Below are 21,974 nucleotides of genomic sequence, written 5' to 3' on the forward strand. Positions count from 1 at the left end.
CAAGGGCTCTTATGTCGAATTTTAATGTTTCCATCAATTCGCTATTCCTGATTGTGACAGCTAGTTTGAATGGGATTACTCAATCCTATAATTTGGTTTGTTCAAAGGGAGTCTTTAAGGAATAAGTGGTAGCGACTCGTGATTCTTCAGTCGATATTTGCAAGGAAGTGTAGAATATGGTAAAAAACGTTAAAATCAGCCCTCGTCAATTTTGTATTTTGGTGATTTTATTTTCTATAGGAACGACCATCTTAATTATTCCAGCTGCTATCATAAAAACGGCACAACAAGATGCCTGGATCTCAGCTTTACTCGGTATAGGACTAGGTTTATTACTAGTGGCGTTAATCATTACCTTAGCAAACCGTTATCCGAATATGACATTAGTCGAAATTAATGAAAAACTTCTCGGAAGATGGTTAGGCAAGACCGTTTCTCTTGCGTTTGTTTTCTTTTCATTTATCTCTGCAGCAGGACTTTTATTCCAGGTTGGGACTTTTTTGACGACACAAATGATGCCTGATACACCCGTATTAATGATCAATATTCTTTTTGCGTGCGTTGTGATCATGGGAATTCGCCTTGGACTTGAAACCTTGGCTCGTTCGGCCGAGATTTTCTTTGCTTTTTTCATTATCCTATTTATCATTTTGGTAGTTTCTGTTGCTCCTCAAATCGATTTTCAGAACATACAGCCTATATTCGAAGTAAGAATGAAACCCATTATATGGTCAAGCCTCATTTTTGTCAGCATTTTTTGTCTACCCTCTGTTGTATTATTAATGGTTTTTCCCGTGTCTGTAAATCAGCCAAAACAAGCCAAACAAGCCTTTTTTTCAGGAATAATCATTGGGGGCCTCTTTTTAACCATCATTATCGTTTTAGGCATTTTGGTTTTAGGTATTGATGTTGCTTCGAGACACATGTATCCAAGTTATGCGATAGCCAGAAGAATCAATGTAGGGGGTTTTATACAACGGATTGAAGCAGTAATGGCTATCATGTGGTTTATTTCAATGTATTTTAAATTGATATTTTATTTTTACGCAGCGATTACAGGTCTTGCCCAAACATTAAATGTAAAAGACTATCGACCACTTACTTTACCATTAGGGATGATTATGGTTGTCATGTCTGTGACCTTACATCCTGATATTCTTGATTATAATCAATACAATAAAGGCATTTTTATGGTACATGCTTCAACCTATGGGCTATTTCTTCCTCTACTATTGTTAGGAATAAGTGCCTTTCGAAAAAAGGAAGAGACCAAACAGAATGAAATTGCCTAAGAAACCACCAAAAGATGTTGAATGACAATAAAGTGTTTAAAAACAATAAAGTCGATTAAGTGTTTTAAGTAACAAAAAAATGGTTTAAAAAAGGGTAAATCCATGAATCTCAAGAGTTTTACAGTCCAATTTTAAACAACTTTATTATCATATTTTTATGTGCAGCCGTTTTACCTCTTTCTTGTCACAGTAATCCCCCTATATCTCAAGTGGTTAGAACAAGATATGAGATGGTAAGGCCAACGCATTAGATGGAGTTAATTTGGTATTATATTAATTTTTGGATATAGTTTGCAATAGAGAAAGGAGCGATTTCCTATGGAAGAAAAAGAAAAGATAATCCAAATTTATCGGGATGTATTAGATGGAAGAAGAGCACGATTTCCTAACCACTTTTTTGTAGGAGATCAGGGAATGAAATATTTAGCCTTCCTAACATGTTACCTCATTGAAGATTACTTAGGAATTCCTATAGAAGAAATTCCTCGAAAAGTCAAAGCGGAAACACTTTGGAATCACCGTTTACGACCTCCTTCTCATGTTCATGGATGGAAGGGTTTTATAGTGGTAATTGAAAATGCTTACCCTGGAAAGTTTCAACCTTGGGAATTCAATCAAGTTTCCAATAATTATTGGAAAGGGGAAAACGGAAGAAAAAGGGCAATTGAAGTCGTTCGATTCCTGATTGAAGAAAAATGCAAGATACCCCATCAAGAAATCCCTTTGAAAATCAACCATCGCTTCTTTAAAGATCAAAAACTTAATGGTATTTTTCGTTCTTTTGATTATTCTCCTTATCAAGTGATTAATGCTGTGTATCCTGGTCATTTTCAACCGTGGGAATTGGCTAACGTTCCAGTTAATTATTGGAAGAACCCTGAGAACATCAAACTGACGTTAGATTGGTTTCTTTTTCAAAAGCTCTGCTTTTCTTCTTATGAAGATGCTCTTATGAGACTCCAGAAAAAGGACTTCTTCCAATATCGGTTGACTGGATTACTTCAAAGGGCCTTCGACTTTCGATTGTTTAAGGTACAACAATGGATAAGAGAACAAAACACTAAATGACCATCTAACATTAATAAACGATAGGGTACAGAAACGATTTGAGGAATGAGAAACTGTATGAAATTCCTTCAAGTATAGACGGATTTAGCTCCCCTTTAACAAAACGTACTGGATATTGAAAAAAGAAAAATCTCCTCTAATGTTATCGTGACCAAACCAAAACATTGATAGCAACTTCTCAATCCTAATGTATGTCCGCTATGTTTTAAATCGAGTAAGATCATGCCAGTTCTAACCATCGAATGCTCCGCCATGTCTGGGTTTCGAATGGAGGAACCCTCTATATTCATGTACCTGTTTACAGTCAACGGTGTGAGGACTGTGACTTCACTTGGACGGTTGAATTCCATATATTCCTGTTCAATAAAAGGTTACCCTGCACTTTATAACGATGATCGCTCATAAATGTTTCGGGCAACCGTTTGAAGGCGTAGCTTGTGAAAGGGAGGTTCCTGCTTCTCTACAAACACGTTTTATTGTCGAGAACTATTTATTTCCTTAATGTATTAAAAATTGGAAAATAGGCAGGATAATAATGAAGACATCAAACACTTCACTTCATTCGGTAACACAATAACTTCTAATAAGTCTACCTTTTAAAGAGTCAAAATACTGAGTGAGGGAAAAATGTATGAGTTTTTTTAAGAAAAAAAGAAAAAACAACGGTAATCGCTTCTTATTCGAGCAAAGCGATCAAAATAAGGAAACGAACAAAGACTTGTTAAAAACAAGTCTCCAAGGAAACATTCAACATGTAAAGCAACAGCTTGGAAATAGCGGCGACATCGTGATTAGAGAAATACAAATTGGCAAAGAGGGAATCGTTAAGGCATGTATTTTTTATACCGATGGTTTGGTGGACACTAATGCCATTCAGAACTTTATCATGGAATCACTCATGTTAGATATTCATCCCGATCAGGAGCAAATGATATCGTCTCACCAGAATGTTTTACAAGTATTGAGAGATTGCATCCTTGCGGTTGGAGACATACAGGATGTTACGGAATTCAGTTCTTTATTGACTTCCTTGTTATCAGGGGATGTTATTCTCTTATTGGATGGATATGCACAAGGTTTTACAATCGGTATGCGTGGTGGAAAAGACCGTGGTGTTATGGAATCCACCACGGAAACCGTTGTTCGGGGGCCAAAGGAAGGTTTTACGGAGAACTTGCGTACCAATACGGCGTTAATTCGCCGAAAAATAAAAACCCCCCGACTTTGGTTGGAATCGAAAAAAATTGGGGAATTGACCAAAACCGATGTAGCGATCATGTATATCGATGGAATTGTGAATGACAAAGTCGTCGAAGAAGTGCACAAGCGTCTGGATCGAATCGATATCGATGCAATCCTAGAAAGTGGTTATATTGAGGAATTGATTCAAGATGAAACAAACAGTCCCTTTCCGACTATATATTATTCGGAACGCCCTGATGTGATTGCCGCCGAGCTTTTGGAAGGGAAAGTTGCCATACTAGTGGACGGAACGCCGATTGTTCTAGTCGTCCCAGCACTGTTCATCTCCTTTATTCAGTCTGCGGAAGATTATTATCAGCGTGCAGACATTAGCACCCTTATTCGTTTGCTTCGTTTTTTTTCTATTTTTATTGCTCTACTAGGACCATCCTTATATATCGCTATCACCACGTACCATCAGGAAATGTTACCAACTCCACTGCTGATCGGTCTAGCCGCTCAACGAGAAGGGGTTCCCTTTCCTGCATTTATTGAAGCTCTCATAATGGAAGGGGCGTTTGAAATCTTGCGGGAAGCTGGTTTACGAATGCCAAAAGCTATTGGTCAAGCTATATCTATTGTAGGGACATTGGTGATTGGAACAGCGGCGGTAGACGCTGGAATCGTATCTGCTGCCATGGTAATCGTTGTTGCAATCACGGCTATTTCAAGCTTTGTGCTTCCTGCGTTTACCATGTCCATGTCGATTCGAATGCTCCGTTTCCCGATGATGGCGCTTGCCGCTTCTTTTGGCATATTCGGGTTAATCGTTGGCTTCATCGCACTTGTTCTTCATTTGTGCAGCTTGCGTTCCTTTGGGGTTCCCTATATGAGTCCTTTTGGTCCTTATATCCGTGAAGACATGAAGGATACGTTTATTCGGGTACCTAGATGGGGGATGTTTTCTCGGCCCCGTTTAATCAGCCAGAAAAACAATAAACGCGAACACGCTTCGGCACCGAAACCACCGCGGAATAAAATGTAAGATTGAAAACAAAGTTTTCTAAATGGTATCAAAATACACAAAATGCTTCTATTTAGATTGGATGAAGTCATTTATCATTGCGATTCTAAGCTACCAAAAAGGTATAAGAAGGATTGGAATAAACATTTTTGACTTGTCTGTGAATGTATAGGTAGATACAAAGATTGGACGGTACCGTATCCCATTCTGTTATAAAGAAAGTAGAGAAAGGAGTAGTCGAAAGTGGTGGCTGTTGCAGGAATCCTTGTCATCGTCGCTGTGATTATCGCGATCGATGTTCCTCATCTGTTGAGGAATAAATTAAAAAAGGAATTATGGATATTTTCCATTCTTCTACTATTCGGAACCGCGTTAAGCATTGCCCAAGCGCTGAATATCAAGGTTCCCAATCCACTAGATGGGATTACAGCTATTTATAAACCGCTTTCCGACATGATTGAGACATTATTAAAGTGAAAATGGAATAGGCAAAAGATGCTTAGAACGGCAAAAATGGGTATGTGATCATTTACTTCATAGATTATCGTATATAAGGTTGGCGGTTCCGTTCCTGTTCCTCCGTCCGGCCAACGACTTTTAAAACCTTGAAGGTTGTTATTTTTTTAGAAGCATTTACCGTAACATGTATTCTATCTTTTATGTGCGAATTTATTTTCCAATCAGATTTACTTTTTTTTTCGAACGATCGCTAGCCCTAATAATATTAGAGAGAAAAAAAGCCTACAAGTTAGAGAGTAAGGAATCAATATAGTCTTTAAAGATGCTTGGAAATAGACTATATTTGGAAAACTGAAAAGAGATAAGCTGATGATGATCATCCCTAGGGGAAAAGTCAACATGCGGTAGTTCTTTAATTTCAACGTTTGGGCAAGAGCGAAGATGGATCATAAAAATGAAATCGTCACTTTAAAATAATCCGTAATAAACCAAATAATAGAAAAAATCGAGTGAAAGGAGTTTAACCTATGAAACGGAGCTTTACAATGCTTATCATGCTGATTGTATTTCTATTATTTACTACGGGTTGCTGGAATCGTCGTGAATTAAATGAACTTGCTATAACGCTAGCCATAGGGCTAGATAGTACAAGGGATGATCAATATCTTGTAACCGCCCAAGTGGTAAATCCAGGAGAAGTATCTCAGGGAAAAGGGGGGGGAGGTTCCGGCCTTTCACCGGTCGTCATCTATCAGGCGAAAGGGAAAACCGTATTTGAAGCTGTCCGAAAAATGACAAAGGAATCCCCAAGAAAAATATATCCCTCACATCTTCGAATGCTCGTGATTGGTGAGTCATTAGCAAAAGAAGGAATTGGAAAACCATTAGATCTTCTCTCTAGGGATTGGGAAATGCGCTCAGATTTTTATATCACCGTAGCTAAGGGAATGAATGCAGAAGATATCCTGAAGGTGCCCACAGCTTTAGAAAAAATACCTGCCAATAATTTGTTTGCTACCCTTGAAGTCTCGGAAAAAGCATGGGCAGGTACAAGTGCCGTTACATTAGATGAATTGATCGCGGATATGGTAAGTGACGGAAAAAGGCCAGTGTTAACAGGAATCCATGCAGATATAAAAGGTGATGAAGAAACATCTTTGAGCAAACAGAATGTAGAAATGATTAATCCCCCTGCTCGAGTAAAGTATGGTAACTTAGCTGCATTCAAAAAGGATAAATTAGTCGGTTGGTTAGATGAGAAACAAAGCAAAACGTATAACGTCATTACAAACAAGGAGAAAAGTACAGTTGTGAATATACCGTGTCCTAAAGGCGGAAAAGCTGTGTATGAAGTGAAAAAGTCAAACACGGAAATGAAAGGTAAGATAAAGAATGGAAAACCTGAGATAGATCTAAATGTTCGTGTAGAAGGCAATGTAGGTGAAGTAGAATGCCATATCGATTTGACAAAACCAGAAACGTTTGAAAAATTAGAGGAAATTTATGAAAAAGAAACGGAGGAAATGTTCAAAAAGGCAATAAAACAGGTACAGGAAAATGAAAAAGTAGACATTTTTGGATTTGGTGAGGCGATTCATCGAGCTGATCCTAAAGCTTGGGAAAAACTCAAAAAAGATTGGGATAAAAATTTTGAGAACTTGCCTGTAAATATAAAGGTACAAGGAGAAATCCGACGCGTCGGTACGGTTGGTAATTCATTCCTGAAAAAAATAAAATAATTGGTTGGGTTTATACAAGGAATGGGGTTACATTTGTTGTTTCCAATCGCTCGCACTTGAAGGGCAATTTCGAATGCCCCCTCCCGATCAATCTAGGGAGCAGCCATTCTCAATCCTTGTGTATTTGGTACCCAAATATAGATTGTTGGGGAGCCCCAATCGCTTCGCTACCCCTATAAGACCGTGGGCTACTCGCCCACGACCCAGCCAACGTAGCACGTTGGATTGCACTAAAAAAATCAACCTCCCTCTTGGATAGATGAGTCCGTTAACTCCTTAATGTTCCCGTCAGTCCGCTTACCATTGACAGACGCCAAATGTAGCAGCACTCCTAAGGCTAGAGTTTATTCTAACAAAACAAGGTCAACAATAGGGATAATAACCATTGATAGGATGTTGAATTATGGTAAAAGATATTAAAATTAGTGCTCGGCAATTTGTAATATTAGTTATTTTATTTTCTATAGGTACGACCATCTTGGTGATTCCTGGAAAACTGGCTCAAGAGGTAAAACAAGATGCTTGGATTGCAGCTGTAATCGGTACAGGCATAGGTTTATTGGTGGTGGCTTTATATATCGCTATAGGCAGGATGTTCCCCACTATGACACTGGTTGAAATCAATGAAACACTTCTCGGCAAATGGTTAGGTAAGGCAATTTCTCTTACGTTTGTTTTCTTTTCACTTTACGCCGCTGGAGAACTATTGTTTTATGTTGGTAATTTCTTGACGACACAGATCATGCCGGACACCCCTATTGAAGCGATCCAAATTCTTTTCGCATGCATCTTAATTATGGGAATTCGCCTTGGTCTTGAAACGTTGGCTCGTACTGGAGAAATTTTATTTCCTTTCATTGTTTTTTTATTCATAATTCTAGTGGTTTCAGTATTTTTACCTCCAATTCAATTTAAGTTTGAAAACATACAACCCGTATTTGAAACAGGATTAAAACCGATGATACGGGCTGTTTTTCTTTTTACAAGTATTTTTTCTTTGCCTTTGATTGTTTTATTAATGATTTTTCCTGTTTCAATGAATCAACCAAAAGCAGCTGAAAAAAACTTTTATATCGGAATGCTCATTGGAGGAATCTTTTTAATCATCCTTATCACTTTAACTATTTTAGTTTTAGGTGCTGATAATAGTGCCAGACAGATGTATCCAAGTTATGCTTTGGCTAGGAAGATAAACATAGGGGATTTTTTGCAACGGGTAGAAGCCATAATCGCCATCATATGGCTTATCACTATTTATTTTAAAATGGTGTTTTATTTTTACGCGTCCGTTATCGGTCTTGCACAAACGTTGAAAATAAACAATTATCGCCCACTCACGCTACCTTTAGGGATGATCGTGGTTTCGCTTTCCTTAATTATACATCCCGATGTCGCCCATTCAGCCACATTTGACAAAGAAGTTTGGCCGCTATACGTTTCAACGTACGGACTTGTTCTCCCATTACTCTTATTAGCAGTCAACGCATTCCGGAAAAAAATAAAAAAAATTAGCGAATACGGTTAAGGTTTTTTATTTTTTTCCCGTTCCAAAGTGAGCACTGATTCCCTGTACTCTGAAAAATTGGCTTAAGGATACTGCTAATAATTTGTTAAATTATCTAACTAAGTAATAAGCTTGTTCCCATTAAAATTGTAAATGAATAGCGTTTGCAAAGGAGATAAGTACAATTGTCCATAGTCTACATAAAAAAACAAAACTCGTTTGTATTCGTCTGAGTTTGTTAAAGTTATGTTTACCTTGAAAATTAGACAGCATGTAGAAGAGGTTACAACAATTGGGCCATTTTATTGAAGATGGGTCTTGTTACAAATATGTTAAGTTCATTTTATAAACAACATTTTAAGAAATGTTTTTCAATTCCTCTGTTAATCGTAGGAATTCTTCTTTGTTTTTATCCTGTAATGACTGGTCAATCTCTTTTCGGATTTGCTCTTTTCGGAAATTAAGAAGGGCTTTGTTTATCACCATTTCAGCAAATTCAGAATCCTTGACGTTTATTTCAGGTTGTGGTGGTGTATTAGCCAAATTCTTTTCCATAGGAAACCAACTCCTTGACCTTTTTTCTATTATACCAACAGTTTTCAGATTATTCAAATATTTAACTTAGTAGTTCCATAGTATCTATAGCCAATGAGTTTATTTTTGTTGAAAAATAATACTATTAGTGTAAAATTACACTAAAAAGGAGTATTTAGTATATATGGAAAAAGAAGAATTCATCAATTTAATATCAGAAAAAATGAAACTTGTCCGAACAGAACAAAGTTTTTCTCAAGATAAGATGTCTGAAATTCTAGGGATTTCAAAAAAAACACTAGTTCAAATTGAAAAAAGAAGAACAGAAGCCAATTGGACCACCGTTGTTGCATTTTGTGCTTTGTTTAATCATAGCCAATTGTTGATATCATCAATTGGTGACAATCCAGTTGATTTTGTTCAGTTAATTGCTAGCAAAAATGGTGGTACGCCTAAAGAAAAAACAATGGGTGGTAAGATATGGTGGAAAAAAATCGAGTATAGAGGGGATTTTCGTTTGCAACAAAATTTGATTAGTAACCATTACCGTATATTGGATCAATATGATTATCGTTGGCATAGTTCCTTTAATAAAGAAGAGAGTTTAAGTCGTTTAAATGAATTACAGGAGGTGGGGACTATCGAGATAGACAAAGGTATAGGGATGGGGATATATGAAGAATAAGATTTTGCTTGTTTTAAGAAAAATAGTAATTGGTATTCTAATAGTCTGTTTATACTGTTTTCCTTTTGTTTATTTTTCAATGCACCAAGATTTTGCTAACCGTTCAATGCTTGGCTATTTAATTATGATTGTAGTGACTTCACTTCTTGCTTTCTTCGGCAAACTCTTTAATAATTCAATCTCTCTTATTATTGGTAATATATTATCTGTAATAATTTCATTTTATTTCATAAACGAGATGACAAGGAACGAACGATGGGGTGGCTATTTTAAGCCACTAACTCCATATCAATTATTAATCTTGGTTAGTTTTTTGAATTTGATACCTCAGTTCTTCGCTATGAAGTTAGCAAATAGACACAAAAATAAAGTTAAAGATTAATTTGATAAAGAAGAGTAACTTCTTTGAATTAGAAGTTACTCATTTCTTTAATAAATATCAACAATATTCATCAACATAGCCTACATAAAAAGAAAAAGTAAAAAAAGCCTACTTCCTTAAATAGCAAGGATCGTAGGCTTTCTTTATTCTTATAGGTGTTTAATCTACAATAAAGTCGTACCGATATGAAAAAAGTTTAACCGTTTTTCTTATGGAACTATAGGGGCAGGTTAGTTGAACAAGGAATTAGTTATCAATACACAAGTTCTGATATTTAGAGATAATCAAAAGGTATCTAGACTTTCAAGGTAAGAAATGTATCTCGTTAAACTTAATTTTATTTATTCTACTTTTGGCAGGAACCATACTACGATATTTATAATATATAAGGATATTGATATTTCGCTATCTCTTAAATTTATTATAGGATATGTAATTTATCTTCTTCTATATGGTTTGTTCTCCATCTTTTTAGTTATTGCGAATACAAGGAAGTTAAATTGGATTCAAAAAAGAAAAGGTTTTTACGTTTATTATTTGGTATATTTCTTTAAGTGCTTTGCACTATCTTCTTTCTTATTTTTTTAGACGTTCGGAAATAGATGTTTGGGATTTAGGTATTCCTTTAGGTGTATTATTTGGATTGGCATTTTCTGATTTAATGTCTTGGAAAAAGAAAGAATAAAGCATTGAAGTTTTGTAAGGATTAATACCTTTTTGCTCTTTCACTAACGGGTGCAAGAGTTAAAGATGGAGGCCACTCACCTAATCAGTAGCCTCTATATTTATTTTGAAAAGATGATTTCCTTTTCTTGTACTTCTTATTTAGAAACATAAGCTACTTCTTTATATTTTCTAATGCTCTATAAGCATTTGCTTCTCCTGAACCAAATAAAGCATCTTGTCCTTTCTTTCCATAGTCAAGAGCTGTTTGCTTAATACGTGCTGTTACTTGGGCAGGTTTATACTCCGGATGAGCTGCCTTAATAACTCCTGCAATTCCAGCTACTTGAGGAGTGGCCATAGAAGTACCAGCATTAAACTCATATGAAGTACCTAAATAGGTAGGCCAAGTACTTAGGATTAAGTTACTTGGATCAGCCGCCGCAGGATCATTGGTTTCTGCATATTTAGGTCCATAATCTCCTCCAGGAGCTGCCACGTCAATAGCACTGTTTCCATAATTAGAGTAGAAAGCAAGCTGTTGAGTTGACCAGCTTGTGGAGGCAGACACATTAATAACTCCTGGCATTTGTGCTGGTACTACAGTTGCAGGCCCTTTCACGCTCATTCCATATGGTTCATACATTTTATTTAAAAATTCGTTTACTTCCTTCTTGTCATCTAAATTTAAACTTTCATTACCACTACCGGCTACTACAGTTACTCCATTCTTTACTGCATATTGAATAGCTCTCTTCCAAAGTAACGTTTCAGCGACTGATTTATAACTTTCTCCCTCAATTGTCATTTTGGTATTATTATAGAAACGAAGAGACATATTAATAACATCTACCTTGTCATTTGTTGCTGCAATAATTCCATCTATAATCCAAGCTGGTAATCCAAGGGCTTGCTCTGAGTATAATACGCGATAGGATCGGATTCCTAAATCTGGTCCTACACCGGTTACTTTACCATTTGCTCCAATGATCCCGGCAACGTGAGTACCGTGCCCATTGCGATCTTTTATATCAGTAGGATCACCTGTTTCAGATTCATCCATTCCAGCAGGAACAAGATTACGACCACCTATTATATTATTCTTTAAGTCAGGATGAGACACATCAATTCCAGTATCAATCACTCCCACCACTGCTTTATGAGTAATACTACCATCTTTATTTTTATATCCGCCTGTTTCTAAATCATATGATTTCCCGTCGTTGGTCACCCTTTGAATATCCCATTGGGAGTCCCAATAACTCTCTGAATTTTGCTGGCTGATGATACTAGACTCATAGTTATAAGGGCTGACTGCTGTTTTGTCTAAGGTTAGGGGAATTTCTCTGTTAGCAGCTTCTATTGAAGAATTACCTTTTAGGTTTTTAAGAAAAGAAGGCTCGTCAGATTGAGCTTCTATTCCTCCAACTTCGGGAAGAACTTTGGTTATTTTACCACCAGCTTTCTGTATTACCTCTTGATAATTCTCTGGTAATCCACTTTTAAAAGCTATTGCGTATGTGTCATTCATCTCCTGGTTTTGACTCTTAGCTTGGATAGGAACACCACCAACGGACAATATCCCTGCTCCTACTGCAATCGAAAGTACCGTATGTAGAATTTTCTTTTTCATATGTCTCCTCCTATATATGGAAAATATTCATCATATACTATCTTAATATATAACAACTTAAATTCCAAGTTTTCCTAGTAAATCTCATATTATTGAAATTGACAGCTCTTTTTCTTATTGAACTATCGTGGCAGTTTAGCTCATTAAGAATTCACATCTATTTTGGAAATCATTGTTATAATGAAGTGACTAATTTCGGTAGGAAGGTTGCTGTTCAAGGTGGAGTTTAGATATGAAATCTAAAAAGAGAGTATGGATTATTGTTGCTATTGGTGTAATATGCATAGCTATCTTTATAAATCTATTAAAGAAGGATTTATGGGATGAAAACGAAGTGTTGTTAGAAGAAGAAGTACTATCAATTGGACAATCTGTTGAAGCAATAAATTTATCAGATGTAACACCGTTTGACTGGGATGTAGTATATTCCTTTAAACCTTATACCCCGAAAGATTATATTTATGAAACGGTAGGTTATAAATGGGATACTATTAGCGAGACTGTAAATGAAGGAATGAATCAAATTGTATTTTTGAAAGATGGAAAAGTGGTCTGCTATTTATATGGTTATCCTGAGAATAATGGATACGGTATATCTCTTGAATCTGAGAATTATAAAGATGCTGGTTATATGCTTAATATTAAGGATGATTTAAATTTTCAAGTAGAAAGAAGCGATAATGTCGTATATTTGAGAAACTAAGCAATGATATGATTTTTTCAACTACCAGTACTTTTTCAATGAAGGAAATTAAAGAGGTGCAAAAATGCATTTAAACGACTTTATGGATGAGAATTTCCCGAACTTAGAACTTAGACCACCCTTGTTTTATAGTTGGAAAATTGGTATCCGTTTTGAATTAGGTGTGGACTATGTTAGAGAATACGATTATGAAAATAGTCCATATCTACAAGGAGTATATAAAAGGGCTATCACTTTATTTAAGTCCGTGCATTCTAATAACGATGATATATATATAGTAGTTGACGTAAACGATTATGCAGATGGTTATAAACATAAATCAAAAACTTTTTCTCGTTATATTAAAGAGAAATCGGTCTTATATGGGTTAAACCAAAAAACAATTCCTTATATTTTTCCTGACGATGATGAAGAAGGAACATATAAAACACATAGATTTACTTTAAAATGTAAAACGTCTGACTTAAAATACGTTCCTATGTTAAAAGCAATCTGCAATCAGGATATGGGTATAAGACCAAGTATTTTTAATAGCGTCTATTTTATAAACATCAACAGGAAAACTATATATCACGTTTATGATGACAGGGGCTGTGATTTATTGGCGACCTCGCCCGAAACAATAAGAAATGTTTATGACAAATACAACGATTGGATATTAGATTACGACAGAAATGAAATAGACGAGATATTCAACTAAAGGATGTCTCCTTGTTCAACTAACGGGTGCGTTTGCTGAAGTTCAGAGCTGTCTTCTAGGCAGCTTTTTCTTATGGAACTAACGGGGCAGTTTAGTTTAATAAGTTCTAATGATAATATAAAAGAAATGATGGTGAATATAGGGGCGATTCATAATGGATAACTGGAGAAATAATACGATTTGGTTTGAACAAATACCAGATAATCTTCAGTCTTATTTAAACTTAAAAGAAGATAAGTTTAATGAGATGGAGCTTGAAAACATTGAGTATTTAACTCTTTGGCATCATAAAAAGAATAAGCTGGGCAACTTTGTTGGTATTCCTGAAAATCTCCTCTATCAAAATTAAACTGGTCCAATATACAAGATTTACTTGGGATAGAAAAAATGAATAAATTAAAGCGTTTAGAATTACATTATTGTACTAAATTACAAAATGATTTTGGTTTTTCTGGATTAGCCAATTCGCTAGAACATTTACATATTAATCGAATCTAAGAAATTTGTACCAAATGAAGAATTATTCTCTCTGAAAAATCTTCGGGTCCTGTGCCTTAATTCTTGCGGTAATCTTGAAAATTTGAATTTTTTAAATCAATTTCCTAACCTAATTGACTTTAGATTTGTTGATACTAATGTGTTAGATGGTGACTTATCACCATTTTTAGACCATCCAACAATCCGAAGTGTAGGCTTTCTGAATAAGAGACATTACAATATTAAAGATGATAAGATGGATGCTTTGTTAAAGGATAAAAATGGTGGAGAAGAATTTAAAACTGTTATCAAGTATGGAAAATATGAGACTTTTAGATATATTTATTAACTCAATTCTTAATGAACTAACGGGTGCTTTAGCTAAAAAACGGAGCTGTATTTAAGGCAGCTTTTTCTTTATGCAGCTATCGGGGCAGGATAGTTAAAGATAGTAAGAGGTGTAAAGAGTGTTCTCGGAGGGGGAAGATTGTTGAATAAAAGGAATTTAGGATTTACCACAGTTGCTATTTTACTATTTGTTGTAATTTTAATGTTTTATTTTAACGGTACTAAGCAGTTATATGGAAATGATAAAGAGTCCATAGTGAAAGTAATTAACTCAATTGAGGGATATGGAAATAAATCAATTGAAATTCTAGAGATAAAAGATTTTAATGACTTAAGAGTTGTAGCATTTTTATCTAACAATAGTCCAGGCTATATTCAATTTAATAAAAATAAAGATAACAACTATAAATGGAATCATATAGAAGTTATGGATAACGAGACATTTAGTTCTTTCATTCCTGACCTTCCTATGTTTATGTTTGTTACTAATAATGAAAATGAAATTGCTAAAATGCAAGTAACTATAAATGGAGAGAAATTAGAGCAAGAGTTTACTCCTAATGAGGCAACTGTTAATTGGATGGATTTACCTCAAACCGGTAAAAATGAATATACATTTCGGAATTATAAGTATTATGATAAAGATGGAAATCTAATTGAGGAAAACGAATAATTATTATTCAACTATAGGGTGCGTTAGGTGAATCGGAGCTGTCTTTAAGGCAGTTTTTTTCTTTATGCAACTAACGGGGCAGGATAGTTGAAGAAGAAGTGATATAATAACCCTCATTAAAAGCATCGTAAAGGTGGCTATTCAAATGGAAAATTGGATTGAATTATCTACAATAGAATATAAAGAGGTATGGGATAGGATATATGAAGAATTTACTTTTGAACCAAGCATATCAAAGTTCCCATCTTTTGAAGTGCCAAATCCATTTATCACATATGATGTATCCCCGTATTTAAATTGGTCCGGAGATTCAGATACTTATGATGAGATTTACAATGATCTAGAGGATAAGTCATTGCTTGTTTTTCAAGAACTCACACAGAAAAATGAATATATGTATGCGTTAGATTGGCAACATCCAGGTTATTGGATAAACCCCCGTATGGAGTTTCCGAAAAGTGAATTTGATGAATGGACAGTACCTATTTTTCCAAACGGTGATTATTACTTTTTTATTCATAAGAATTTTGAATGGGGAATATTAGGACACCCTTGGGAAGAAACCATCACTATTTTTGGAAAAGAATTGATAAAAGGTTTTGAAAAACATCAACCGAGAATGTTTCAAAAGATATTACGTCAGGGCTAATGTAAACCTTGTTGAACTAACGGGTGCGTTAGCTGAAGATCGGAGCTGTCTTTAAGGCAGCTTTTTCTTATGGAACTATCGGGGCAGGATAGTTGAAGCGTGCTGTTTGATCTTTATTCAACAATTGGGCCAGATTGTAGAAAATCATACTCATAGGTGCGCGCTAACAAGATCTCCTTTTGGGGATGAAGGTTACTAAGTAAATCAGGAAGCTCTAAATTAATTCCTAGCTTGTTCATGTTAAAATATTACTATCAAAAATAGAGGGTGAACCAGAAATGACAAATTTAAACTACCTAGAACCTGGTATTCGAAAATTAGTTACGCAGTTTATCAATAGCAGTCGTCCGTCAGCAAGTAAACAAACAATTCAGGATCGTCGGAAGGGATATCTGAGCTCAATTAATTTAGCTGGTGAAGCCTTGCCGGTATGGGATGTTTTTGAACAAACAATCGATGACTTACGGCTTCGTATATACAAGCCATTAGATCAAGGTAACCTTCCAATTATGATTTATTATCATGGAGGGTGTTTTGTTAGTGGTGACTTTGAAACTCACGATCGCCAGTTGCGACAGATAGCTAACTTAGGAGGCGCTTTAGTTATCGCTGTTGATTATCGGTTAGCGCCAGAGCATGTTTATCCAGCAGCTCATGACGATGCGGTGAAATCCGTTCATGTCGTACGCCAGCATGCTTTATCTTGGGGAGGGAATCCAGACAACATTTCTATTGCTGGCGACAGCGCAGGTGGACATCTTGCTTTAGTAACGTGTTTACGATTAAAAAAACAAGGCCATTTGATGCCTAAACGGCAAATTCTAATTTACCCAATGCTTGATGCAAAGGCATCAAGCGATAGTTATAAAAAATTCGGTGATGATTATGTGGTGACAGCCGATGCTTTAGTAAGTGGCTTTGAGGCTTATTTATCAAATTGTCTACCTCCTGAGCACCCAGAAGCAAGTCCGTTATACTCAGATGATCTCGAAGGGCTACCAGAGACTCACATTTTAACTGCTGAATTTGACCCTCTTGTTGACGAAGGTGAAGATTTTTATCGTCGTTTACTTAATGCAGGGGTAGAAGCACAATGCCAACGGTACCTTGGAGTTACACATGGCTTTTTTCAGTTAGGTGGTATTAGCCTAGCAGGTAGAAAGGCAATTCAAGATGTCGCTACCATATTATCTAATTGAGATTATAAAAAGATTTTATTAGGTGGTGGTAGAATGGATAATTGTCTTAATAGTATATTATCCATTGTCTAACCTAGAAAATTAATGATTACTCCATTAAAGGGCGCGATTCTTGAAGAAGTTTCGCTTTTCTTAATGAACTAACGGGTGCGTTAGCTGAAGAAGACAGGGGTACTCTAATGATGATAATTGGAGAAGATAATATGAAGATAGATATGGTATTTGATTATGAGATGGGTAATGATTTAACCTCAAAGATACAAGAATTGTTAAGCCAATGTTTTCAAGAAGACTATCCAAAAAACAGAATTTATTTTAAACAATTACCCCATTTTAGGTTTGTAGCTTTTAACGAAAAAAATCAACTTGTAGGACAGGTAGGAATAGATTACAGAGTGATGAATCTTAACGGAAATCCTATAAGAGTGCTTGGTCTAATTGATTTATGTGTCACCCAAAACACTCGCTCGCAAGGGATAGGTTCGATGTTACTTTTAGAAATTGAACAGTTTTGTTGCAATAGAAATATTGATTTTTTATTGTTATTTGCTGACAACGAAACGTTGTATTTGAAAAATGGATACAGGTCAGTTACGAACAAATGTAAATGGTTAAAAATTGACCATGAAAGTCAAATTACAAGGGGAATAGGTTATGAAGTAATTGAGGGATTAATGATTAAAGAAGTTGGTAAGTATGATTGGTGCGAAGGAGATCTAGATTTTTTAGGCTACCTTTATTAAGCTAACGGGTTCAATAAGAGAGGTTGCTGCGGCAACCTTTTTCTTATGGAACTAACGGGGTAGGTTAGTTGAATAAGGGGTATTTAATGGAGTACAGGGCAGGAATATTATTTTGTGGGGAAGTCGAAGTTGTTTTATCGAATAGCAACTACGGTATCGAATTTTTTGAAACTATTTGAACATGAAGGCATCCACGAAATAAGGTTCACGAATATTCCAATAGTTGAGGGTTTACGAAGTGTTGTTCTTAACAAATACTCGAAAACCCAATTTCACATTTTCCTATACTGTGACTTTTCTTTGTTATCATGAACTGTGACAAGGTGGTTTTTGTTAGGAAGGATTTTGTAACTTTTTAATAGAATAATTATGAAGATGATCAGATAATAAATTTTTACACATAAGGAGATAAAACTATGGAAAAAAACAAATTACTAAGAATTGACAATGTCGGCATCGTTGAGAATCCCTTGATGACGCAATCTCTTTCTTCGAGGAGATTGGCTTGAACCTCGAAGGGCGAGCCACTGTCGAAGGTGAATGGGCTGGTCGCGTAACCGGATTGGGTTCTCAGTGCGTAGAGATTGCTATGATGGTTACCCCAGATGGCCACAGCCGACTTGAACTTTCGCGATTTCTCACCCCACCTACTATATCAGATCACCGGACTGCTCCTGTAAATGCCCTCGGTTATCTACGCGTCATGTTCACCGTTGAAGACATTGACGAAATGGTATCCAGACTCACTAAGTATGGTGCTCAGCTCGTTGGCGAAGTGGTTCAGTACGAGGATACGTCATACATGTGGAGGAAATATTTTGATACCTTTAGATGAACGATTTTTTATACTTAAAGTAGTTCTTATTGTTATTGCTGTATTGGTTGCCATTCCTGCCAAATGGATTCGTAAATGGTTCTGGAAGGACTAAAAATTTTTCGCATCAGTTTATTGCATATAATGACTCGTATCGGCTCTGCTACATTCGTGGAACCGAAGGACTTCTAATCGGTTTGGCGGAACAACTCGGTAACAAATAAGTAAGTGACGTTTTATAAAAAGCCTTTACTGAAATATACATTACTGAAGTAAAAATTGAAACAGAAAAGCAGTGTGAAAGTATCTCGAAGAAGTCGGGTACGTCATATAACACAGCATTCACGCTGCGGGACTCTCCGAGCCCCTTGGTCGCCAGGAGAAGAAACAGGGAAGCCAGATTCAGGCGACAACCCTGCTAGCCTAAGAACTTCGTTCTAAGTCTCGCAGGGTTCGTGAATGTGAAAACGTTATATGCCAATCTGTCTCGATTTGAAGAAAATTCTTATTCAAAAAAAGGGCGCTTTAACGGAGCAACGAAAAAAGCCTAATTTCTCAAATATAAATGTTGATTTTAAGGCGGCTTTTTCTTATTCAACTAAAGGGGCAGGTTAGTTCAACAATTCATTTGTATTTTTTGGTAATATCTATAGGGGGATGGTGAGGACTATGAAGAATAAAACTGTTTCAATAATCAAAAATATCTTTAAGCGCCATACCGCCTGCAATAGATGCAGTAGATAAGCATAACAATCGGGCGCAATTGTAGAGGAAGGGTAGCGAAAGCTACTCTTCTTTTTTTGTCTTTTCCCTTTCCTTTAAGGCAGTCTTTCTCTTCTTCAACTAACGGGGCAGAATTCCTGTATTAACTGAAATACTAAAAAGTATGTGAAGAAATCTACTAAAACTAACGGGTGCGTTAGTTCATTAACAGGGGTTGCTTAGGCAACCTTTTTCTTATTGAATTAGAGGGGCAGGTTAGTTGAACAACGAATAGTAATAGAAATACAAGAGTACATGGTAAAATAGTGAAAAAAGGCTGTGTCATATATGAAAATTTCTTTAATTGTTGCGATGGACAAGAATAGAGTAATTGGCAAAGAGAATGATATTCCATGGAGAATTCCAAAGGATTGGGAGTATGTTAAAAATACTACAAAGGGACATTCACTTATATTAGGTAGAAAAAACCTTGAATCAATCGGAAGGGCTTTACCTGAAAGAAGAAATATTATTTTGACGAGAGATAAGGATTTTAGCTTTGACGGTTGTGAAATTGTCCATTCAATCGAAAATGTATTTGAGTTGTGTAAAAATGAAGAAGAGATTTTTATTTTCGGGGGAGAACAGATTTATAATATGTTCTTGCCTTATGTTGAGAAGATGTATATTACAAAGATTCATCATGAATTTGAAGGAGATGTATTTTTCCCAGAAGTTAACTTCGATGAATGGAAAGAAGTATCTGTTGAAAAAGGGATTATGAATGAAAAAAACCCTTATAACTACTATTTTCATGTTTATGAAAGAAAACTTAATTAAGCTAACTAGGTCATTAGCTTAAGATCGGAGCTGTCTTTAAGGCAGCTTTTCTTATGGAACTATCGGGGCAGGTTAGTGAAAGAAGGAATTTCCATTTTTTACACAAATGAAAAGGTGTCAAATGGTATGATTGAAAAAGAAATTGTACAGAACTTAATTTTTAGGGGGAAATATATTCTTGAAAATGGTTAGAATTATCTTAACAATAGTGGTTATTGTTCTATCAGGTTATAGTCTAATAACTCAAACCTTTGAGTTATTTCCGTATTATATGTTTTTCCTTGGGGCACTTATGTTGGTGACAGGATTAGCCGAACTTCAAAAAGACAGAAAAGGATTTTGGGGGTATATGAATATTGCTATCTCTTTATTTATTTTCTTTTCTTTGCTTCCATAAAGGCTTTCTTAATGAACTAACGGGTGCGTTAGCTTAAGATCGGAGCTGTCTTTAAGGCAGCTTTTTCTTATGGAACTATCGGGGCAGGTTCACTAGAATTGAGGTTAAAAATTTACTGATTGAACAAGCACTAAATATAGAATTACTTTCCACACTTTTATCTGTTTCTGCTTCAAGTAAACCAAAGCATTCTGTACTTCTTATGTTACCACCATTAATTGCTGCAATGCTTAATCCAGATAAATTATAATCTTCCATAAACTTTTGAATGTTGATATTTTGTGTTTTTGTACTAACAACCCCAAAATTAACTCCTACGTACAAACGTTTAAAATGCAACTCCATTAAACTGCCCGTTTGTTGAATAAGAACCACTTATAATTTACCATATATTGAAGGTTGTTGGTTTTTTATCCTGAGAGCAACAATTTTTTAGAAAACAGCCTAACAAAAAAAGACTTTCTACATGGTTTAAATGTAGGAAGTCTTATCTATTAAAGTGATTTCAAATGTTCAATACGTTTTTCTAATGGTGGGTGTGTAGAAAAAAGTCTGGAAAATTTACCCTTACCACTAATTTTAAAGGCAGCAATAGACTTTTGGCTGTCATCAACCAAGTTCGTGGTATGTCTTAATGATTCTAAAGCGTGAATCATATTTGCCTTTCCACCTAAATCGGCAGCTAATTTGTCCGCTTTAAATTCACGTTTTCTTGAATGCCAAAAGATAATGGGACTGCTTAAAATACCGAATAGAATCTCGAAAACTATAGAAGATACGAAGTAAACAATACCGGCAACTTCTTCTCTTACAAAACTTGAAACGATTTTTGAAGCAATACGGGAGAAGAAAATAACGAACGTGTTTATCATTCCTTGCAAGAGTGTGGTTGTAACCATATCCCCATTCTTAATGTGTGCTATTTCGTGTGCAATAACTCCACTAATCGCCTTTCGATCCATTCTTTCTAACATACCGCTTGAAACAGCTACTAAAGAACGTTTTTTGCTTGGTCCAGTAGCAAATGCGTTGACCTCTTGTGAATGATAAATACCAACTTGCGGCATACCTTTCAAACCAGCCGTATGTGCTAATCGGTAGGTTTCTTCCAATACAAAGCGTTCGTGATCGCCACGCGGGGAATGTTCATCAATTAATTGAACACCCATAACCCATTTCGCCATTTTACGGGACATTAACAAAGAAATGAAGGAACCAGCAAAACCGGCGATGACGCTAAAGGCAAGTAGGGAACCGTAACCACCGCCACCAATATAACTTTCTACACCTAGTAACGTGGTGATCGTGGTAATGGTGATTAATACGAGAATATTAACGAAAATAAATAAGGAAATCCGTTTAAACAATTAAGCCCCTCCTAATAATGAACCTTATCTTAATAAGGCGTTCATCAATAATGAAACAAACATTATAAAGCTATATACGAAAAAATAAAAAGAAAGTTTCAATATAACTTCTCACCACTAAGAACAGAAAAAAATTTAGGCTATGTAACTTCATAGGGGAATTCAATTGCTATTCTTCGCCATTTCTCTTCCTAATT

21 protein-coding genes and 2 pseudogenes are annotated in these 21,974 nt (G+C 35.7%); 19 read left to right on the forward strand and 4 right to left on the reverse strand.

Going from position 1 to position 21,974, the window contains the following annotated elements; genetic code table 11:
* The first annotated feature begins 176 nt into the window (after positions 1-176).
* The 6 genes from MKY17_RS05015 (at position 177) to MKY17_RS05040 (ending at position 8,289) form a co-directional block, all read left to right on the forward strand.
* The gene (locus MKY17_RS05015) at positions 177-1,292 is read left to right on the forward strand and encodes an endospore germination permease (RefSeq protein ID WP_098373231.1); all 1,116 of its coding nucleotides are present in this window, start codon (positions 177-179) and stop codon (positions 1,290-1,292) included.
* Positions 1,293-1,610: 318 nt separating this feature from the next.
* Entirely contained in the window at positions 1,611-2,360 is a 750-nt protein-coding gene (locus MKY17_RS05020; protein WP_098373230.1) for a hypothetical protein, read from the forward strand.
* Positions 2,361-2,991: 631 nt separating this feature from the next.
* Positions 2,992-4,587, forward strand: coding sequence for a spore germination protein (locus MKY17_RS05025; protein ID WP_098373229.1), 1,596 nt, complete (start codon positions 2,992-2,994; stop codon positions 4,585-4,587).
* Between the two features lie 222 nt (positions 4,588-4,809).
* Entirely contained in the window at positions 4,810-5,043 is a 234-nt protein-coding gene (locus MKY17_RS05030; RefSeq protein WP_098373228.1) for a hypothetical protein, read from the forward strand.
* Positions 5,044-5,552: 509 nt separating this feature from the next.
* Positions 5,553-6,764 (forward strand): Ger(x)C family spore germination protein, encoded by a 1,212-nt coding sequence (locus MKY17_RS05035; RefSeq protein ID WP_098373227.1) that lies wholly within the window; start codon positions 5,553-5,555, stop codon positions 6,762-6,764.
* 403 nt (positions 6,765-7,167) lie between these two features.
* Entirely contained in the window at positions 7,168-8,289 is a 1,122-nt protein-coding gene (locus MKY17_RS05040; protein ID WP_098373226.1) for an endospore germination permease, read from the forward strand.
* Positions 8,290-8,625: 336 nt separating this feature from the next.
* Here the strand turns inward: MKY17_RS05040 and MKY17_RS05045 are convergent, their stop codons facing one another.
* Positions 8,626-8,823 (reverse strand): IDEAL domain-containing protein, encoded by a 198-nt coding sequence (locus MKY17_RS05045; protein ID WP_056527760.1) that lies wholly within the window; start codon positions 8,821-8,823, stop codon positions 8,626-8,628.
* Between the two features lie 163 nt (positions 8,824-8,986).
* Here MKY17_RS05045 and MKY17_RS05050 point away from each other — a divergent pair, with 163 nt between their 5' ends.
* Positions 8,987-9,487, forward strand: coding sequence for a transcriptional regulator (locus tag MKY17_RS05050; protein ID WP_339201434.1), 501 nt, complete (start codon positions 8,987-8,989; stop codon positions 9,485-9,487).
* Positions 9,477-9,869, forward strand: coding sequence for a hypothetical protein (locus MKY17_RS05055; RefSeq protein WP_339201435.1), 393 nt, complete (start codon positions 9,477-9,479; stop codon positions 9,867-9,869). The genes MKY17_RS05050 and MKY17_RS05055 overlap by 11 nt, the downstream gene beginning before the upstream one ends.
* Positions 9,870-10,707: 838 nt before the next feature.
* Here MKY17_RS05055 and MKY17_RS05060 read toward each other — a convergent pair.
* Positions 10,708-12,165, reverse strand: a complete 1,458-nt coding sequence (locus MKY17_RS05060) for a S8 family serine peptidase (RefSeq protein ID WP_339201436.1) — start codon at positions 12,163-12,165, stop codon at positions 10,708-10,710.
* A 232-nt stretch (positions 12,166-12,397) separates the two neighbouring features.
* Between MKY17_RS05060 and MKY17_RS05065 the strand changes: the two genes are divergently transcribed.
* The 11 genes and pseudogenes from MKY17_RS05065 to MKY17_RS05115 all read left to right on the forward strand — a co-directional run bounded on the left by MKY17_RS05065 (position 12,398) and on the right by MKY17_RS05115 (position 20,410).
* Positions 12,398-12,868, forward strand: coding sequence for a hypothetical protein (locus MKY17_RS05065; protein ID WP_098372283.1), 471 nt, complete (start codon positions 12,398-12,400; stop codon positions 12,866-12,868).
* A gap of 64 nt (positions 12,869-12,932) precedes the next feature.
* The gene (locus MKY17_RS05070) at positions 12,933-13,568 is read left to right on the forward strand and encodes a DUF3885 domain-containing protein (protein ID WP_286177129.1); all 636 of its coding nucleotides are present in this window, start codon (positions 12,933-12,935) and stop codon (positions 13,566-13,568) included.
* Between the two features lie 154 nt (positions 13,569-13,722).
* Positions 13,723-13,917 (forward strand): hypothetical protein, encoded by a 195-nt coding sequence (locus MKY17_RS05075; RefSeq protein ID WP_260398243.1) that lies wholly within the window; start codon positions 13,723-13,725, stop codon positions 13,915-13,917.
* A 618-nt stretch (positions 13,918-14,535) separates the two neighbouring features.
* Entirely contained in the window at positions 14,536-15,066 is a 531-nt protein-coding gene (locus MKY17_RS05080; RefSeq protein ID WP_098372284.1) for a hypothetical protein, read from the forward strand.
* Positions 15,067-15,211: 145 nt separating this feature from the next.
* The gene (locus MKY17_RS05085) at positions 15,212-15,715 is read left to right on the forward strand and encodes a DUF2716 domain-containing protein (RefSeq protein ID WP_339201438.1); all 504 of its coding nucleotides are present in this window, start codon (positions 15,212-15,214) and stop codon (positions 15,713-15,715) included.
* 278 nt (positions 15,716-15,993) lie between these two features.
* Positions 15,994-16,914 (forward strand): alpha/beta hydrolase, encoded by a 921-nt coding sequence (locus MKY17_RS05090; protein WP_339201439.1) that lies wholly within the window; start codon positions 15,994-15,996, stop codon positions 16,912-16,914.
* A 179-nt stretch (positions 16,915-17,093) separates the two neighbouring features.
* Positions 17,094-17,657: a GNAT family N-acetyltransferase gene (locus MKY17_RS05095; protein ID WP_339201441.1), complete on the forward strand. Its 564-nt coding sequence runs from the start codon at positions 17,094-17,096 to the stop codon at positions 17,655-17,657.
* Between the two features lie 416 nt (positions 17,658-18,073).
* Positions 18,074-18,450: pseudogene (locus tag MKY17_RS05100) on the forward strand (VOC family protein); the annotation flags it as partial.
* A 149-nt stretch (positions 18,451-18,599) separates the two neighbouring features.
* Positions 18,600-18,695, forward strand: a pseudogene (locus MKY17_RS05105) (VOC family protein); the annotation flags it as partial.
* Between the two features lie 826 nt (positions 18,696-19,521).
* Complete coding sequence (gene dfr, locus MKY17_RS05110) at positions 19,522-20,013, forward strand: DfrD/DfrG/DfrK family trimethoprim-resistant dihydrofolate reductase (RefSeq protein ID WP_339201443.1); 492 nt, start codon at positions 19,522-19,524, stop codon at positions 20,011-20,013.
* Between the two features lie 184 nt (positions 20,014-20,197).
* On the forward strand, positions 20,198-20,410 hold the full coding sequence (locus tag MKY17_RS05115) for a DUF3953 domain-containing protein (protein ID WP_286177210.1): 213 nt from the start codon (positions 20,198-20,200) through the stop codon (positions 20,408-20,410).
* 75 nt (positions 20,411-20,485) lie between these two features.
* Here the strand turns inward: MKY17_RS05115 and MKY17_RS05120 are convergent, their stop codons facing one another.
* Positions 20,486-20,755 (reverse strand): serine hydrolase, encoded by a 270-nt coding sequence (locus tag MKY17_RS05120; protein ID WP_098373207.1) that lies wholly within the window; start codon positions 20,753-20,755, stop codon positions 20,486-20,488.
* Positions 20,756-20,904: 149 nt separating this feature from the next.
* On the reverse strand, positions 20,905-21,777 hold the full coding sequence (htpX, locus tag MKY17_RS05125) for a protease HtpX (RefSeq protein ID WP_063236483.1): 873 nt from the start codon (positions 21,775-21,777) through the stop codon (positions 20,905-20,907).
* Between the last annotated feature and the right edge of the window lie 197 nt (positions 21,778-21,974).

Source organism: Peribacillus sp. FSL P2-0133, assembly GCF_037975445.1.
Taxonomy (GTDB): Bacteria; Bacillota; Bacilli; order Bacillales; family DSM-1321; genus Peribacillus; species Peribacillus simplex_E.

Excerpts from the sequence above, each read along its gene's own strand:
- MKY17_RS05060 (WP_339201436.1), bottom strand. The coding sequence starts at position 12,165 with ATGAAAAAGAAAATTCTACATACGGTACTTTCGATTGCAGTAGGAGCA.
- MKY17_RS05015 (WP_098373231.1), top strand. The coding sequence starts at position 177 with ATGGTAAAAAACGTTAAAATCAGCCCTCGTCAATTTTGTATTTTGGTG.
- MKY17_RS05075 (WP_260398243.1), top strand. The coding sequence starts at position 13,723 with ATGGATAACTGGAGAAATAATACGATTTGGTTTGAACAAATACCAGAT.
- MKY17_RS05120 (WP_098373207.1), bottom strand. The coding sequence starts at position 20,755 with ATGGAGTTGCATTTTAAACGTTTGTACGTAGGAGTTAATTTTGGGGTT.
- MKY17_RS05025 (WP_098373229.1), top strand. The coding sequence starts at position 2,992 with ATGAGTTTTTTTAAGAAAAAAAGAAAAAACAACGGTAATCGCTTCTTA.
- MKY17_RS05040 (WP_098373226.1), top strand. The coding sequence starts at position 7,168 with ATGGTAAAAGATATTAAAATTAGTGCTCGGCAATTTGTAATATTAGTT.
- MKY17_RS05070 (WP_286177129.1), top strand. The coding sequence starts at position 12,933 with ATGCATTTAAACGACTTTATGGATGAGAATTTCCCGAACTTAGAACTT.
- MKY17_RS05050 (WP_339201434.1), top strand. The coding sequence starts at position 8,987 with ATGGAAAAAGAAGAATTCATCAATTTAATATCAGAAAAAATGAAACTT.
- MKY17_RS05095 (WP_339201441.1), top strand. The coding sequence starts at position 17,094 with ATGATGATAATTGGAGAAGATAATATGAAGATAGATATGGTATTTGAT.
- MKY17_RS05085 (WP_339201438.1), top strand. The coding sequence starts at position 15,212 with ATGGAAAATTGGATTGAATTATCTACAATAGAATATAAAGAGGTATGG.
- MKY17_RS05065 (WP_098372283.1), top strand. The coding sequence starts at position 12,398 with ATGAAATCTAAAAAGAGAGTATGGATTATTGTTGCTATTGGTGTAATA.
- MKY17_RS05055 (WP_339201435.1), top strand. The coding sequence starts at position 9,477 with ATGAAGAATAAGATTTTGCTTGTTTTAAGAAAAATAGTAATTGGTATT.
- MKY17_RS05045 (WP_056527760.1), bottom strand. The coding sequence starts at position 8,823 with ATGGAAAAGAATTTGGCTAATACACCACCACAACCTGAAATAAACGTC.
- MKY17_RS05035 (WP_098373227.1), top strand. The coding sequence starts at position 5,553 with ATGAAACGGAGCTTTACAATGCTTATCATGCTGATTGTATTTCTATTA.
- MKY17_RS05020 (WP_098373230.1), top strand. The coding sequence starts at position 1,611 with ATGGAAGAAAAAGAAAAGATAATCCAAATTTATCGGGATGTATTAGAT.
- MKY17_RS05115 (WP_286177210.1), top strand. The coding sequence starts at position 20,198 with ATGGTTAGAATTATCTTAACAATAGTGGTTATTGTTCTATCAGGTTAT.
- dfr (WP_339201443.1), top strand. The coding sequence starts at position 19,522 with ATGAAAATTTCTTTAATTGTTGCGATGGACAAGAATAGAGTAATTGGC.
- MKY17_RS05090 (WP_339201439.1), top strand. The coding sequence starts at position 15,994 with ATGACAAATTTAAACTACCTAGAACCTGGTATTCGAAAATTAGTTACG.